The organism is Bradyrhizobium sp. 2S1, from assembly GCF_011516625.5.
GTDB classification, from domain to species: Bacteria; Pseudomonadota; Alphaproteobacteria; order Rhizobiales; family Xanthobacteraceae; genus Bradyrhizobium; species Bradyrhizobium septentrionale.
In genome coordinates, this window is record NZ_CP147717.1 from 1655140 (window position 1) to 1669529 (window position 14390).

At 62.0% G+C, this 14390-nt stretch carries 14 protein-coding genes and 1 tRNA gene; 7 read left to right on the forward strand and 8 right to left on the reverse strand.

Annotation, left to right across the window (positions count from 1 at the left end; genetic code table 11):
* Positions 1-18 precede the first annotated feature (18 nt).
* The 6 genes from HAP54_RS07960 to HAP54_RS07985 all read right to left on the reverse strand — a co-directional run bounded on the left by HAP54_RS07960 (position 19) and on the right by HAP54_RS07985 (position 7083).
* Complete coding sequence (locus tag HAP54_RS07960; protein ID WP_166299321.1) at positions 19-336, reverse strand: Eco57I restriction-modification methylase domain-containing protein; 318 nt, start codon at positions 334-336, stop codon at positions 19-21.
* Positions 333-2513 carry a DNA methyltransferase gene (locus tag HAP54_RS07965; protein WP_339156832.1) on the reverse strand — a complete coding sequence of 727 codons (2181 nt, stop codon included), beginning with the start codon at positions 2511-2513 and terminating at the stop codon, positions 333-335. The genes HAP54_RS07960 and HAP54_RS07965 overlap by 4 nt, the downstream gene beginning before the upstream one ends.
* An 89-nt stretch (positions 2514-2602) precedes the next feature.
* On the reverse strand, positions 2603-3121 hold the full coding sequence (locus HAP54_RS07970) for a hypothetical protein (RefSeq protein ID WP_166299323.1): 519 nt from the start codon (positions 3119-3121) through the stop codon (positions 2603-2605).
* 371 nt (positions 3122-3492) lie between these two features.
* Positions 3493-4622 (reverse strand): IS3-like element ISRj2 family transposase gene (locus tag HAP54_RS07975; protein WP_166204126.1). Its coding sequence is split into 2 segments (ribosomal slippage): positions 3493-4370 and positions 4370-4622, totalling 1131 coding nucleotides; the frame shifts between segments, so codons are not numbered across the junction.
* A gap of 37 nt (positions 4623-4659) precedes the next feature.
* Entirely contained in the window at positions 4660-6057 is a 1398-nt protein-coding gene (locus HAP54_RS07980) for a helicase-related protein (protein WP_166299324.1), read from the reverse strand.
* A 324-nt stretch (positions 6058-6381) separates the two neighbouring features.
* A complete protein-coding gene (locus HAP54_RS07985) occupies positions 6382-7083 on the reverse strand; it encodes a hypothetical protein (protein ID WP_339156833.1) in 702 nt (233 codons plus the stop codon).
* A 210-nt stretch (positions 7084-7293) separates the two neighbouring features.
* Here HAP54_RS07985 and HAP54_RS07990 point away from each other — a divergent pair, with 210 nt between their 5' ends.
* On the forward strand, positions 7294-8358 hold the full coding sequence (locus tag HAP54_RS07990) for an IS630 family transposase (RefSeq protein WP_166204319.1): 1065 nt from the start codon (positions 7294-7296) through the stop codon (positions 8356-8358).
* Here the strand turns inward: HAP54_RS07990 and HAP54_RS07995 are convergent.
* The gene (locus HAP54_RS07995; protein ID WP_166299325.1) at positions 8345-8935 is read right to left on the reverse strand and encodes a hypothetical protein; all 591 of its coding nucleotides are present in this window, start codon (positions 8933-8935) and stop codon (positions 8345-8347) included. The two genes, HAP54_RS07990 and HAP54_RS07995, sit on opposite strands and share 14 nt — an antisense overlap.
* A gap of 47 nt (positions 8936-8982) precedes the next feature.
* Between HAP54_RS07995 and HAP54_RS08000 the strand changes: the two genes are divergently transcribed.
* Entirely contained in the window at positions 8983-9153 is a 171-nt protein-coding gene (locus tag HAP54_RS08000; protein WP_166299326.1) for a hypothetical protein, read from the forward strand.
* Here the strand turns inward: HAP54_RS08000 and HAP54_RS08005 are convergent.
* Positions 9132-9208: transfer RNA gene (locus HAP54_RS08005), tRNA-Met, on the reverse strand. The two genes, HAP54_RS08000 and HAP54_RS08005, sit on opposite strands and share 22 nt — an antisense overlap.
* A 327-nt stretch (positions 9209-9535) precedes the next feature.
* On the opposite strand from HAP54_RS08005, the gene HAP54_RS08010 reads away from it, so the two are divergent.
* The 5 genes from HAP54_RS08010 to HAP54_RS08030 all read left to right on the forward strand — a co-directional run bounded on the left by HAP54_RS08010 (position 9536) and on the right by HAP54_RS08030 (position 14382).
* Positions 9536-10969, forward strand: coding sequence for a coniferyl aldehyde dehydrogenase (locus HAP54_RS08010; protein WP_166299327.1), 1434 nt, complete (start codon positions 9536-9538; stop codon positions 10967-10969).
* A 116-nt stretch (positions 10970-11085) separates the two neighbouring features.
* Complete coding sequence (locus HAP54_RS08015; RefSeq protein ID WP_166299328.1) at positions 11086-12693, forward strand: GMC family oxidoreductase; 1608 nt, start codon at positions 11086-11088, stop codon at positions 12691-12693.
* Positions 12694-12714: 21 nt separating this feature from the next.
* On the forward strand, positions 12715-12843 hold the full coding sequence (locus HAP54_RS08020; protein ID WP_283843072.1) for a hypothetical protein: 129 nt from the start codon (positions 12715-12717) through the stop codon (positions 12841-12843).
* Positions 12844-12946: 103 nt separating this feature from the next.
* The gene (locus HAP54_RS08025; RefSeq protein ID WP_166299329.1) at positions 12947-13462 is read left to right on the forward strand and encodes a CvpA family protein; all 516 of its coding nucleotides are present in this window, start codon (positions 12947-12949) and stop codon (positions 13460-13462) included.
* 137 nt (positions 13463-13599) lie between these two features.
* Positions 13600-14382, forward strand: a complete 783-nt coding sequence (locus HAP54_RS08030; RefSeq protein ID WP_029079681.1) for an SDR family oxidoreductase — start codon at positions 13600-13602, stop codon at positions 14380-14382.
* The last annotated feature ends 8 nt before the right edge of the window (positions 14383-14390 follow it).

Here is a 14390-nt window from a genome sequence, read left to right on the forward strand (position 1 = left end):
ATCCCCCGGCTTAGGGGGTCAATATTGCAGGCCGAATGACAGCAGAGTCTGCAACCAGGGCAAATAGTGCGGTCCGGACGCGGCCGAGATGGTGTTCTTGCCGGCGAATGGCGGATTTCCGACTATGGCGTCAAAGCCTGGATTCTCACGAACGAAGACTTCGGGGAATTCGATTTCCCAGTGGAACGGTCGCCATCCCGTTTCCGCCCAGCACGGATCTCCCTTTGCGCGTAGCAGATCCCACTTTACGGGTTGAGATGCGACCCAGCTTTCGACAGTCTGACGCTCTTTTTCGCGACCTTTGGACTTGTCAGCCGAGAAGTGTGCCGCAATCACCGCATCCCAACGATGCGCGCCGGTTCGCCGGCATCCACGACCCGGGAATAGCGCGCCGCTTGCGCTGCGATCAGCACATCATCATCGGCATTGCGAATCGCCTCGCGCCCTTCGAGCGCAAGGCCCACGGCCTTCTCGATGGCCCCCTTGAACAGCGGCAAGCCTGGCTTGGACGGATCCCAGTGCGCGGCCTGGATTTGCGCGCGCGTCAACCCGACGAGGCTGTCGCCTGCCTTCAGCGCGTGATCGAGGAAGGTGAATTCATGATCTCGGGCAAGCGTCGCAAGCCAGAGCGAGAGCCGCGCGAGATCGACCGCCATTGGATTGCGGTCGACTCCATAGAGACATTTCTGCGCCACCAGGCGCCGCGCGTGCAGCGCTTCATCTTCGTCGGGCGGGATCTTGGGCTTTTCTGCCCCGTACATGTTCCAGGCCTGCTCCAACCGCGCGCCGATCTGGCGGCAGGCTTCAACCAGGAACGCACCGGAGCCGCAGGCAGGATCGACCACCTTCAGGGACAGCACCGCCTCCGGCGACGCATCGGAGCCGAGTCGCGCGAAGGCCGGTTCCAGCGCATGGCGCACGATCGGCTCGGTCAGCGACCTCGGTGTATAGTGAGATCCAGAACGGCGGCGCTCCTCGGTCGGCTGCAGATAGGGTGCGCCAGGACCGATCTGGGTCGCCTTGGGTGAGGCTCGCTCGTCGACCAAGGACCCGAAAGCCTCGATCAGCTCGGCAATATCGCACGCGTCCTTGACGCCCTTGGCCTGTTTGGCCGTAAGCTTGATACCGTGCCCTTTCAGCCATTTCTGACGATCGTTCGGCTTCTGGTCCAGCACCGCGTCGAGCCCGATGAAGTTCGGCAGCTTCTTCTCGTCGCGTAGCGCGATCATGCACTCGGTCGCGCGCCAAGTCGTGAAGCCCATGACGGTCTCGTAGACCGAACCGATCGATTCAACATCGAGCGAGCGGTACGACAGCCGCTCGCGGATCTTCTCCCCGGAAAGGCCGCGGCCCTCGATGGTCATTAGTCCATGCAGGATGCGCAGGATTGTTCCGTCCGAAACGGGAAGCACTCGTGCGTCCGCGAACCCGCTGCCCTTCTCGCGGCCTTCCAGAAACGCGAAACCGTCGGGATTGAACAATTTCCCGCCGCGCCCGGTCACCCAATCGGGATGCCCCCGATGGATCAGCCGGAACACGGCGAGCAACTGGCCCCAGCCGCCGCGGCGCTCATCCATCGTATCGGGGTTTAGCGCCTCATCCACCAATAGCCGTGCGTAGAGCGTCTTGATCGAATATCCGCTCTCCCAAAGCTGTTTCAGATGCGGATCGGTCGAGGACGGCAGCAAATCACGATCTTCGGCATAAAGCAGGAACACAAGCCGCATCAGGAGTGTAAGTAAGCCCTCATAGAGATGATGCGGATCGCGTTCGGCGACGGCCTCGATCTGTGCAGGCGCGGCGCGGTGCAGGCCACGCAGCAGCTCATAGAGCGCGCCAAGCACCTGCCCCGAGAGCTTCTCCGACACGGCATTCTGTGCCTCGCGCGAGGCCTCCAGCAGATTGCGCAGCCGCGTCTCCGGAGCGCCGGTAAAGAACGCGTTGCGGCCGAGACACAGCTTGAGACCGGCCAGCATTGGTCGACCATCGGGCCTGCCGAGAGCCGCGAGCGGCCATGAGAGCCAGCCGGCCGTTTCGCCGCGCGGCGCGTAGATGAGCCGCAATGTGGTGCGCGCGACGAGGATGCCGACACCGATATTGGTTTCGCGCAGCAACCGCTCCAGCCGCTGGTGCGGACTCGCCTCCCATTCACCCGAAGCAAACTGGTTGCGACCCTCAGCATCGAGGCTCGGATGCAGCATCACCAGGGCCTGTGCCGGGATGCCCTCGGGCGCCTCCCCGTTCCACAGCAGCACCAGGTCAGGCGCGAGCAGCGACTCGTGCTCCGGGACAGTGACGTTGAGCGCTGAATCGACCGTCGGTCCGCCGGAGCTGCCGGCAACGAGTTTCGCCGGCCAACCAAGGACCTGTTCAAAGAATGTCCAGGCATCGTGCAGTTCGAGCAACCGATCGTGTTCTGGCGTCGCCTCGGGATCAAGACGCAGTGCCCGCGCCGCGGCTTCCGTGTCGAGCGGCGTCTGGCGGATAGGCGTGACGCCCCTCTCGCGCAGCACATTTGGACCCACGACCAGCCCCTCGGGCTGGAGATAGTTCAGCCATTCCGACGTTTCGTCCTGACGCGAATGATAGGTCATGTTTCTGCTCAGTTCGTCGCGGGCCAGAGATAGACGAGACCGATGGGCTCTAGCCGGCGCGCCTGGACCTCGTAGCCGCGCCGCACCTTCTCGGGTTCGCTGTCAAGTTCCTGCTGGAGTCGTAGCAACTTACCGTCCCACGAGCGCCGATCCGCCTCGAACTGGCGCATTTCCCGTTCGTTTTGCTGGCGGATCTCGTCCTCGGTCGGGCCGAAGAAATCCAGCTGCTCGGAGGCCTCCGGCGGCTGCTTGCTGCGCATTGCGTCGCGAACCTTGTCGATCTGCCGCTGCAGCAACGCCGCCATTGCCTCGGCCTCACGCCGACCATTCTCCATGAGATCGGCCGTCGCGCCCTGCTCGGAAGCTTCCGCGCGGGCTTCGATATGCGGACGCAGGTCGGCAATATCGCGCTCCAGGGTTAGAGCCAGACGCTCAAGAACGCCCGCACCCGGCGAAATGCCATCACGCAACGCGCCGTCCAGTTGTTGGATTGTGGTCGCCTCGCCAGCTTCGGCAAACGGTGTCAACGGGCCATCCTCCCGGCGCGTGTCACGCCACGCGGCGGTAATTGGGATGATCTCCTCGTGAAGACGACGCGCTCCTGGGCCGAATAGGCAGAGCCGCCCGAGCAGGACGACGCGCGGCTGCGCGCCCGAACTTACAATTGCCGTGATCCGACCGACGGTGGCCCGAAATCCCTGGCTTAGAAACCGTGACAACAGTCGCTTGACAAGACGGTGCTCAAGATGGAGAGAGCTGGCGCCGGTTGTTTGGACAGCGCCCCGCGGGATTTAAGTGGATTCCTGCCGGGTTATGCTGAACGCGGGGCCTTACGATTTTGTCGTTGCGTCGGGAGGGCGTAGCCCGACCAGAGCGACGACAAAATCGTCGGCGACGGTCATGCGGCCATCACCATAGCTTGCGTGCCGAAGTAAGCCTCGTCGGGCGTGCGCCCGTCAAGGCTCGAGTGAGGGCGTCCCTGATTGTAGAAGGCCAGATACTTGGCAATTGACGCTCGCGCCTCGGACACGCTGTCGTAGGCGCGGAGATAAACTTCTTCGTATTTGACCGTGCGCCAGAGCCGCTCGACAAACACGTTGTCGCGCCAGGCGCCCTTGCCGTCCATGCTGATGGCGATCTTCGCGTCCAGCAGCACATCGGTGAACTCGAGGCTGGTGAACTGGCTGCCCTGGTCCGTGTTGAAAATCTCGGGCCTGCCGTGCTTCGCCAACGCCTCCTGGACCGCTTCGACGCAGAAGGCCGCCTCCATTGTGATCGAGACGCGATGGGCCAGGACCCGTCGGCTGAACACATCGACGACCGCCGCGAGATAGACGAAGCCACGCCGCATCGGAATGTAGGTGATGTCCATTGCCCACGCCTGGTCGGGCCGCTCGATCTTCAATCCGCGCAACAGGTACGGGTAGATCTTGTGACCCGGTGCCGGCTTACTCGTGTTCGGGCGACGATAGACCGCCTCGATCCCCATGCGCTTCATCAGCGTCGCAATGTGGCGGCGACCGGCGTATACGCCCTCCCGCCGCAGCAACGATCGCTGCATACGCGCTCCCGCGAAGGGATAATCGAGATGCAACTCATCGAGCCGACGCATCAAGGCAAGGTCCTCGGCCGAAACTGGCCGAGGTTCATAGTAGACCGTGCTGCGAGCCAGCTTCAGGACCTTCGCCTGGCGCACGATAGAAAGATCATGACCGCGGTCGATCATCGCTTTGCGCTCAGCAGGCCCGCCTTGGTGAGCGCGCCGGACAAAAAATCGTTTTCCAACGCCAGCTCGCCGATCTTGGCATGTAACGCCTTCAAATCGACCGGCGTCTCGGCCGACGCCTTGTCATGCCCAAACACGCCGGCGGCGCCTTCCAGGAGCTGGTTTTTCCAGATCGTGATCTGGTTCGGATGAACATCAAACAGTTGCGCCAGCTCCGCCAGCGTCTTGTCGCCTTTGACCGCAGCCAAAGCAACCTTCGCCTTGAATGCCGGAGAATGCATCCGGCGGCTCTTCTTCGTCATCTTCGCTCCTGATTCGCGGCAAGAATCCTCGCCGCTGTCAGGCAGAAAATCCACTCAAGCTACTGTCCGAATTTGCGGAGCCAGCTCTGAGCTGGACGACATCCTGGGGTTCAGGCTCACCCTCGCGAACCTTTGGTGGCTCGAAGACAAGGCCGCGCACGGGCGTTTCACGCCGCCATCGTGCCCGCTCTTTCGGACTTGCTGGCCGCCCCGGCCGCAGTTCGTCGAATAATGCGGCCCAGCTCGGGTCTTTGAGGAAGCTCGGCGTCTCCGGATCGAGCAGCACGGCTTCTGGTACACTGAAGCGTCCCGGCTGCAGCGCTGCACCGTCGTCCCGCAGGGCGATCTCGACAACATGGCGGATGTCTATCCCCTGGACTCCGACGCGCCGCTTCGCCGTATCGAGCGCCCTTTGAAGGCGCTCCTGCTCCTCCTTCAGCCGCGCCACGCGCTTTTCGGTTTCATCGCCCAGCTCTCGTTCGGCGATGCTCACGCGTCCTGATGTTGCCTGGGTAATGCTGTCAGCCAACCGTTCGGTTTCGCCGCGCCGGATTCCTTCGCGGGAAAGAGTGCTCTCCATCTGTAAACGCAGCACTTCGCCGGAGGCACCGAGTTGCTTTCGGATCACCTCGGTCTTGCGAACGAGGGCGTCCAGAACGCGGTCCTCCTCGCGCTGATCATAGAAGAAATAACGGCATGTGACGATCTTCGAGGGCTGAAGCTTGCGGTCGATACGGCCATTGCGCTGCTCAAGGCGAGAGGGATTCCAAGGCAGGTCAACGTGAATCAGATCGTGGCAGCGCGCCTGCAGGTTGAGGCCTTCTCGCGCGGCATCGGTGCAGACGAGGACGCGGACGGGCTCCTGCTCGAAGGGCGCATTGAAAGCGATTTTGATCCGGTCGCGCTCTTCCAGGCTGGTCTGTCCAGTGAAGTTAAGGATTCGGCCGTCCAGCTCGACACGGCCAATGCTGCGCTGAAGCAAGCCTTCCTTGATGCGCTCGACGAGCCAGCGGCGCGTGTCTTCCCACTCGGTGAACAGAATGAGCCGCCGGTCTCTCCAAGCGTAGTCAGCGTCCAACATCTCGTTCTCGATCCAGTCAAGGATCGCCTCGACACGCCCATCGGGCAAATCGCGCCCGACGGCGCTGATCGCAAGCATCCGATCCACATTGGCGATCGCGGCTTTCAGATCGCCGAGTTCACCCTTGGCCTGATGGGTCGCGACCTCGATAGCGTCGTTGTCGTCGAGCAGTTCCGCCTCGGCCTCGGCCGGCCCTGGATCGCAGTCCTCGCTTTTCTTCACCAGACTCTTCCGATGGGTGGTCAACGTCCGGTGGAAGGCAGCAATCGAGGAGAAAAGCCGCTGTTGCAGATTTGCGAACAGAAAGCGCGCGCGGGTACCGCCCGCCGATGATTGACGGTATTCGTCGAGCATCGCTGCAAGCCGCAGTTCGGGGGCGTCCGGAGGCAAAAAGACAACCTTCCGTCTCTGCCCGAAATAATTTGGGTGAGGGAAGTTTCCCCATCGGGTTCAGAAATTTCCTACTTCGACGAAGTCAGATTCGACGTTGCAACACACAGGCCAACGAACTTTGACGCGAGGAAATACGCGACGTTTGCAGAATGGCAGTCCTTCAAAGTCTGGTTCGGATCGATTTAGCGTTCGCGCTTGCAGATCACTGCTTGATCGGTCGGCGACGTGGGGGGCGTCGAGTCTAGTGTGGCCATCTAAGAGTGGTGGTTTCTCGCCACAGAGCGGTTACGACGCTGAGGGACCATCTCTATCTTTCTCGATCGACCCCACGATCAGCGTTTGAGAGGCAAGTACCGTGTTCTCAGGTGTAATTGAACGGGCCTCCCCGTCTTCGAAGAAGTGTTGCGTAATCCCAAACTGTGCGGGAGAGAGCGGGCGTTTAGCATTTGGGTTGTGAAACAGCTGAAGCTCGTCGGACCAAAATTCTTCGTAGCCCTCTGTGCTAACATCTGCGCTGAATATCTTGGGAGCAACAGAGTTGGGTTCGTGATTGTAGCGAAACCCAACCCGAAAGTAGCGATGATCCGGATCACCAAAGCCTGCCGCTACGCCCATGCGATCAAATTTCGCCAAGGTGCCAGCATTCGAGAAGAGAACTGCTGAAATGTTTTCAGCGCCTGGCAAATCGAAGAAGCCCGACGGAACGACCTTTTCGCGATAGACGTGTTCGCGATTTCTTATTGCACTGATCTTTAATTCGCCATCAACGAGTTCCCATTCGACGCGGTGTCCGTATAGGTAAGGCCACAGAGCAGACTGCGTGTAAGTCATCGATCCAGGTTCATCCAACTTACCAGGCTTGTGAAAATCGGCCACCGCCAAGATAAACGGCTTGTTAGCTGCAGGTCCGCGCTCCCAGTAACTTTCGCCGTCTTTATTATTCTTGTTCAATTTGCTTGTGAGGACCGATCCGAATTTGATCGGCATGTAGTGTGCCAAAAACTCCTGCATTTCCTCGCGCGTTTGAGGGTTTGGGTGCTCAGCAAGTGGTCCCGCCGTTGAGACAGCAACCGTTGTAGCTTCTACGGTAAATTCGGTGCCTGGCGCTCGACAAAGAAAATCTGGAGCCTCTGGTTGCTCGATATCAAATCCTAGTACCTACTGTTCTTAAAGCGTGAGTCGTGATTCAAGGTCGGGATGATACCCGAAGCAAGAGAAGTCCACCTTTCGAGGAAAGATCGCAAGGTGCTTGAGGCGTGTTGCCGCTCCCCGGTGACGTTGCAGCGCGATTTGAAGCGGGCGCGGATAGTTCTGTTGGCGGCGGATGGACGCAGCACTCGGTCGATCGCCAAGGAAGTTGGGGTCCAGCCGCGGATTGTCAGCCTTTGGCGGCATCGCTATGCCGACCAAGGCCTTGAAGGGCTGCAAGACAAGCCGCGACCGGGCAAGCAGCCAATCTATACGAAGGCCACCGACAAGCGGATTCTGAAGCTGCTGGACAAGCCGCCGCCGGACGGGTTCGCACGCTGGACCGGGCCCCTGCTGGCCGGGGCGCTGGGCGATGTTGACGTCCAATATGTCTGGCGGTTCCTGCGCAGCCACAAGATTGACCTCGCGGCTCGTAAGTCCTGGTGTGAGAGCAACGACCCGAACTTTACGGCCAAAGCCGCCGATGTTGTCGGCCTCTATGTCGCCCCGCCCGCGAAGGCCATTGTGCTGTGCGTGGACGAGAAGCCCTCGATCCAGGCTTTGGAGCGAGCGCAGGGTTATCTGAAGTTGCCCAATGGCCGCGCCTTGACCGGCCAGAGCCACGATTACAAGCGGCATGGCACCACAACATTGTTTGCGGCGCTCGAAGTCGCCACCGGAAAGATCATCGCGGCGCATTCAAAACGCCGACGCCGCGTCGAGTTTCTCGACTTCATGAACAGCGTCACCGCGGCTTTTCCGAACCGGAAGCTTCACGTCATCCTCGACAACCTCAACACCCACAAGAAGAACGAGCATTGGCTCAAGGCCCACCCCAACGTGCAATTTCATTTCACGCCGACAAGTGCGTCTTGGCTCAATCAGGTCGAGGTATGGTTTTCGATCTTGCAGGGGCAGTCGCTCAGCGGCACCTCCTTCACAAGCCTCACGCAGCTTCAGGAGCACATCGATGCCTACGTCAACGCATACAACGACAGAGCCGAGCCCTTCGTCTGGACCAAGAAAAAGGTCCGTCAACGCCGTTTCAAAGGCCGCCGTATCACTCAGCTCTGATTCTGGGTACTAGTTCGCGTAGTGCCGCCCACAGGTAGAGCTCCCAAAGGCGCTGGTCGAATTGCGTAAACTGGAATTCTCGAACGAAATGAGGGTCGCTCAGCGCGAGCCATGGCCCGATTTCCCTAAGAACTGCTCGGGATGGAGCGCGTCCGGGCGTATCGAGCAAAATTTTGAACGAGGAATGCAGCTTTTGAGGATCTGTACCGGCCGGCAATTCTAGAAGATTCGTCGGGTAATTGGTCTCATCGCCCTGATCACCGAGCATGTCGTAATTGCCCTGCTCGGCGACCCGAGCAATACGATCTCTCAATCCGTTGGTCGCATAGTGTTCGCTTTTTAAGCTGACATCGCCGTCGACCCAACGAAACCGGCCGACCCGGTCGCGAGCAAGCAGACCCCAACCATAGTCATTATCTACTTTGTCGCGGAACACGAGGCCAACCACTCGCTCCTCCAGATCGCTCCAGTACGAGCGCTCTTCGGCAACGAGGCGAGTAGGAGATCGTCGCGAACCGATCGCCAATATATTGAATCGCGCGGTCCTCATCTCGCGGCTATGCCGCTGCCGGTCCATTCGGGCCTTCTGCTTCCGCTTTGCCTCACCCATCGTTGCAGACCATTTTGGACCAGTCCTACGACATCACGTTCGATGTCAAAACCCGGCTTAAGAAGGAAGGTACACGTGGCGACCCAGTGGCGATTCTCGATAAACAAAAAGCCGCTCTTGCGAGCGGCTTTTTGCATTTTAGCTGTAATTACAACATCTTATTTGGTTGCGGGGATAGGATTTGAACCTATGACCTTCAGGTTATGAGCCTGACGAGCTACCGGGCTGCTCCACCCCGCGTTAAACCGTTGCGTGCCTTGCTGAAAGAGAGCCCGAGCCGGTCGGCCAACGCATCAGATGGCGCCGATCGATCCGTCCGGAGGCTTCCTGAGAAGGCGACCCGGGCCGAAGCCGTCGGGTGCGAGGGGTATGTATCAACGTGAGTGCGGTTTGGAAAGCCCCGGATGCGGGTTTTTGAGGTTTTTGTGACGCCGGAATCTGTGGTTTTCCTAGCAAATTTACCGCCGGGAACCCGCTCTTGCCAGATCGCGTGCAAAAGCGGAGCTTGGCGCCCAACAAGATCCGTCAAGGAAACGTCGTCCGAGGGGGAGCGCCGAGGGGAACGCCATGGACCGGCCATTGAAGAGCCCGGGGCTGCATGCGCTTGAGGAGGCCTTTCACCGCCAGATCGAGCTGTCACGGAGCGAGCCGGCGCCGACATTGCAGGCGCGGCTCGACCGGTTGCGCCGCCTGCGCGCCGCGCTGACCGAGAACGAGGCGCGATTCGAGGCGGCAATCTCGGCCGATTTCGGCCACCGCTCTACCGTCGAGACCGCGATCGCCGAGACCATGCTGGTGCTCGGCGAGATCAAGCATGCGGCCAAGCATCTCAAGGGCTGGATGACGCCCGAGAGGATCCCGACCACGGTGCAGTTCGCGCCGGCCAAGAACCGGCTGATCCCGCAGCCGCTCGGCGTGGTCGGCATCATCGCGCCCTGGAATTATCCTCTGCAACTGACCTTGGCGCCCGCAGTCGCCGCGATCGCGGCCGGCAACCGGGCGATCATCAAGCCGAGCGAGCTGGTGCCGCGGTTCGCCGAGCTGCTGGGCGAGGCGATCGGAAAGAAATTCGACACGACCGAGCTCGCGGTCACCGATACCGACGACGACATCGCAAAGGCCTTCGCCGCGTTGCCGTTCGATCATCTGATCTTCACCGGCTCGACCCGGGTCGGCCGGCTGGTCGCGGAAGCCTGTGGCCGCAACCTGACGCCGGTGACGCTCGAGCTCGGCGGCAAGTCGCCGGTGATCGTCGACGGCTCTGCCGATATCGACGAAGCCGCGCAACGTATCGCCTATGGCAAGCTGCTCAATGCCGGCCAGACCTGCATCGCGCCCGACTACGCGCTGGTGCCGCAGGCCGCGGTGCAGCCCTTTGCGATGCGGCTGCAGGGCCACATGCAGCACATGTTCGGCACCGACCCCGCCAACGCCGACTACAGCTCGATCGTCTCGGACCGGCATTACACGCGGCTGGAGGGCCTGGTTGCCGACGCCGCCGCGAAGGGCGCGACCATCATGCAGCCGGCGGCGCCGAACGATCCCGAGTGGAAGGCGAGGCGCAAATTCCCGCCCACCGTGATCGTCGACGCCACGCCTGAGATGACCGTGATGCAGGAGGAGATCTTTGGACCGCTGCTGCCGGTCATGGGCATGCGCGACGCGACCGAGGCGATCGCCTTCATCAACAAGCGCGACGGCCCGCTGGCGCTGTACTGGTTCGGCACCGACAACGCCGCCCGCGACGCGGTGCTGGCGCGCACGGTGTCCGGCGGCGTCACCGTCAACGATTGCCTGTTCCATTTCGCCCAGGCCTATCAGCCGATGGGCGGCGTCGGCGCGTCCGGCACCGGCGCCTATCACGGCGAATGGGGATTCAAGACGCTGACCAAACTGAAGCCGGTGTTCTACCGCTCGCGCTTCAACCGGCTCGCCGATCTCTATCCGCCCTATGGCGCGAAGATCGCGCGGCTGGAGAAGCTGATGCGGTTGTTGTCGTAGCGCGTACGCCGTCATTCCGGGATGGTCCGAAGGACCAGACCCGGAATCTCGAGATTCCGGGTTCGATGCTAGCGCATCGCCCCGGAATGACGAACAAGAACAAGCAAGAGGGAAACGTGACTGACACATTCGATTTCGTGGTGGTGGGCGCAGGCTCGGGCGGCTGTGCGGTGGCAGGACGGTTGTCGGAGGATGCGGCGACCTCGGTGGCGCTGCTCGATGCCGGCGGCAAGAACGACAATTGGGTCGTCACCACGCCCGGCGCCATCATTCTCATGCTGTCCGGCAAGATCAACAACTGGGCGCTCGACACGGTGCCGCAGAAGGGCCTGAACGGCCGCATCGGCTATCAGCCGCGCGGCAAGGGGCTCGGTGGCTCAAGCGCCATCAATGCCATGGTCTATATCCGCGGCCATCGCGCCGACTACGATCACTGGGCTTCGCTCGGCAATACAGGCTGGAGCTACGACGACGTCCTGCCCTACTTCAAGCGTTCGGAGCACAACACCGAGCTCGACGGCGAGTATCACGGCAAGGGCGGCCCGCTCAACGTCACGGGCCTGCAGTCCGACAATCCGGTCAAGGAGATGTTCCTGCAGGGCGCGCGCGAGGCGCAGTTCCGGATCCGCGACGATTTCAACGGCGCCGAGCAGGAAGGCCTCGGCATCTACCAGGTGACCCAGAGGAATGGCGAGCGCTGGAGCGCAGCGCGCGGCTACATTCATCCCCACATGGGCCGCCGGCCCAACCTGCGCATCGAGACCCAGGCGCAAGCGACCCGCATCATCTTCGAGGGCAAGCGTGCCGTCGGCGTCGAATACATGCAAGGCAAACAGAAGAAGGTGCTGCGGGCGCGGCGCGAGGTCATCCTCTCGGCCGGCGCGTTCCAGTCGCCGCAATTGATGATGCTGTCGGGCATAGGCGACGCCGCGGCGCTCGGCAAGCACGGCATCGCCAGCGTGCATCATCTGCCGGGTGTCGGACAGAACCTGCAGGATCATCCGGATTTCGTATTCGGCTTCGCCTCCGACGCACCTTATTTCTCGGGACTGTCGTGGAGCGGCATCGGGCGGATCATCAAGGGCATCGGGCAATTCCGGCGCGAGCGGCGCGGCCCGATGACTTCGAACGTCGCCGAATGCGGCGGCTTTCTGAAGACGCGACCTGAGCTCGACGTCCCCGACATCCAGCTGCATTTCTGCATGGCCATGGTGGAAGACCACGGCCGCAAGCCGCGCTGGGGCACCGGCTTCTCCTGCCATGTCTGCCTGCTGCGCCCGACAAGCCGCGGCACCGTGTGGCTGAACAGCGCCGACCCGCTGGCAGCCCCCGCGATCGATCCGAATTTCTTCGGCGAGGACAGCGACGTCGAGACCATGGTCGCAGGCTTCAAGATGACGAAGCGGCTGCTCGATACGCCGGCGCTGCGCGCGCTGCAGCAGAAGGACATGTTCACATCAGATGTCCGCACCGACGACGACATCCGCAGCATCCTGCGGGCACGCTCCGACACGGTCTACCACCCGGTCGGCACCTGCAGGATGGGCACCGACGATCCGCTTGCGGTGGTCGATCCGAAGTTGCGCGTGCACGGGCTCGAAGCGCTGCGCGTGGTCGATGCCTCGATCATGCCGACCTTGATCGGCGGCAACACTAATGGGCCGACCATCATGATCGGCGAAAAGGCCGCCGACATGATCAGGGCGGAGATGCGGGCGGGGTGATTGCCGCCAGGCCGAATCGTCATGCGCGGGCTCGACCCGCGCATCCATCATCTTCGAGAGAGTCTTGCGAAGCGGATGGATTGCCGGGTCAAGCCCGGCAATGACGAAGCGCCCTGCGATGAGGATGATTTCTTTACCGACATCGAATAGGCCCGACATCCATAGGTTGCCGGATTGAAGCGGACGATTGATCACTACAATTGTCCCTGATGTAAGCCGGTTTCATCAACCGGGGGACCGGGAATACCTTTCCATGAACCTCTTCGACATTGTCGTGACCCTCGGGTTGCTGTTCGCGGTGGTCACCGGCTTCACGACGGGCCTGCTGCGCAGCGCGGTCACGATCCTGGTTTATCTCGTCGCCATGCCGCTCGCGGTCGCCGCGATGGCGATGATCGGGCCGCACATCGCGACGCTTCCGTCGTCGCCGTTTCCGCCCAACGGCGTGCTGCTGTTCGGCCTGTTCCTGCTGATCGGCGTCATCCTCGGGAAAATGGCGCGGACGATGCTCGACGACACCATCGGTGCGGAGATCGGGATCGGCGACCGGCTCGGCGGCGCGCTGCTCGGCGCGATCAGGGTCGGCCTCGTCGTGACCACGCTGGTGGTGGTGTTCGATCAGCTGGTGCCGGTTGCCAGGCAGCCGCAATTCCTCAACGGATCGCAGTTGCGGCCGTTGTTCTCCGCGGCCGGACAGGCCGGATTCCGCTCATTGCCGCCCGAAGCCGCCATGGCGATCGAGCGGTTGCGGCGGGAGCAACACATCTAACCCACGGTGCTCGCGCGCCTGTTCCGGTCCGGCATGCACTTATGCATTGCACCTCCCTTACCGGCGCCGCCGGGCTTGGCTAGACTGGCGCCATCAAAACCTTACAAACCGACCCGACATCACAGGGAGTGGAACTCGTGGATCTTGGAATCAAAGGCCGCCGCGCCATCGTCTGCGCATCGAGCAAGGGACTGGGCCGCGCCTGCGCGATCGCGCTCGCCAATGAGGGCGTGCATGTCACGCTGACGGCGCGCGGCGCCGAGGCGCTGAAGCAGACCGCCGACGAGATCCGCAAAGGCCATCCCGCCGTCACCGTCACCGAGATCGTCGGCGACATCACGACCCCGGCAGGACGCGAGGCCGTGCTCAAGGCCTGCCCCGATCCGGACATCCTGATCAACAATGCCGGCGGCCCGCCGCCCGGCGATTTCCGCAACTGGACCCGCGACGACTGGATCAAGGCGATCGACGCCAACATGCTGACGCCGATCGAGCTGATCAAGGCGACCGTCGACGGCATGATGGCGCGCAAGTTCGGCCGCATCGTCAACATCACCTCAGCGGCGGTGAAGGCGCCGATCGAGATCCTCGGCCTGTCCAACGGCGCCCGCGCCGGCCTCACCGGCTTCGTCGCCGGCCTGTCGCGCAAGACCGTGATCAACAACGTCACCATCAACGGCCTGCTGCCGGGCCCGTTCGACACCGACCGTCTGCGCGGCACCGGCAAGGCGGAAGCCGAAAAGCGCGGCCTTTCGATCGAGGCCGTCATGACCGAGCGCGCCAAGCTGAACCCCGCCGGCCGCTTCGGTCATCCCGATGAATTCGGCTACGCCTGCGCCTTCCTGTGCGGCGACAAGGCGGGCTTCATCACCGGGCAGAACATTCTGCTCGATGGCGGCGCCTTCCCGGGCACCCTGTGAGGGCAGTC

Coding starts and splice junctions, on each gene's coding strand:
- HAP54_RS07980 (WP_166299324.1), bottom strand. CDS start 6,057: ATGCTCGACGAATACCGTCAATCATCGGCGGGCGGTACCCGCGCGCGC.
- HAP54_RS07985 (WP_339156833.1), bottom strand. CDS start 7,083: ATGCCGATCAAATTCGGATCGGTCCTCACAAGCAAATTGAACAAGAAT.
- HAP54_RS07990 (WP_166204319.1), top strand. CDS start 7,294: ATGATACCCGAAGCAAGAGAAGTCCACCTTTCGAGGAAAGATCGCAAG.
- HAP54_RS07995 (WP_166299325.1), bottom strand. CDS start 8,935: ATGGACCGGCAGCGGCATAGCCGCGAGATGAGGACCGCGCGATTCAAT.
- HAP54_RS08010 (WP_166299327.1), top strand. CDS start 9,536: ATGGACCGGCCATTGAAGAGCCCGGGGCTGCATGCGCTTGAGGAGGCC.
- HAP54_RS08020 (WP_283843072.1), top strand. CDS start 12,715: ATGCGCGGGCTCGACCCGCGCATCCATCATCTTCGAGAGAGTCTTGCG.
- HAP54_RS08025 (WP_166299329.1), top strand. CDS start 12,947: ATGAACCTCTTCGACATTGTCGTGACCCTCGGGTTGCTGTTCGCGGTG.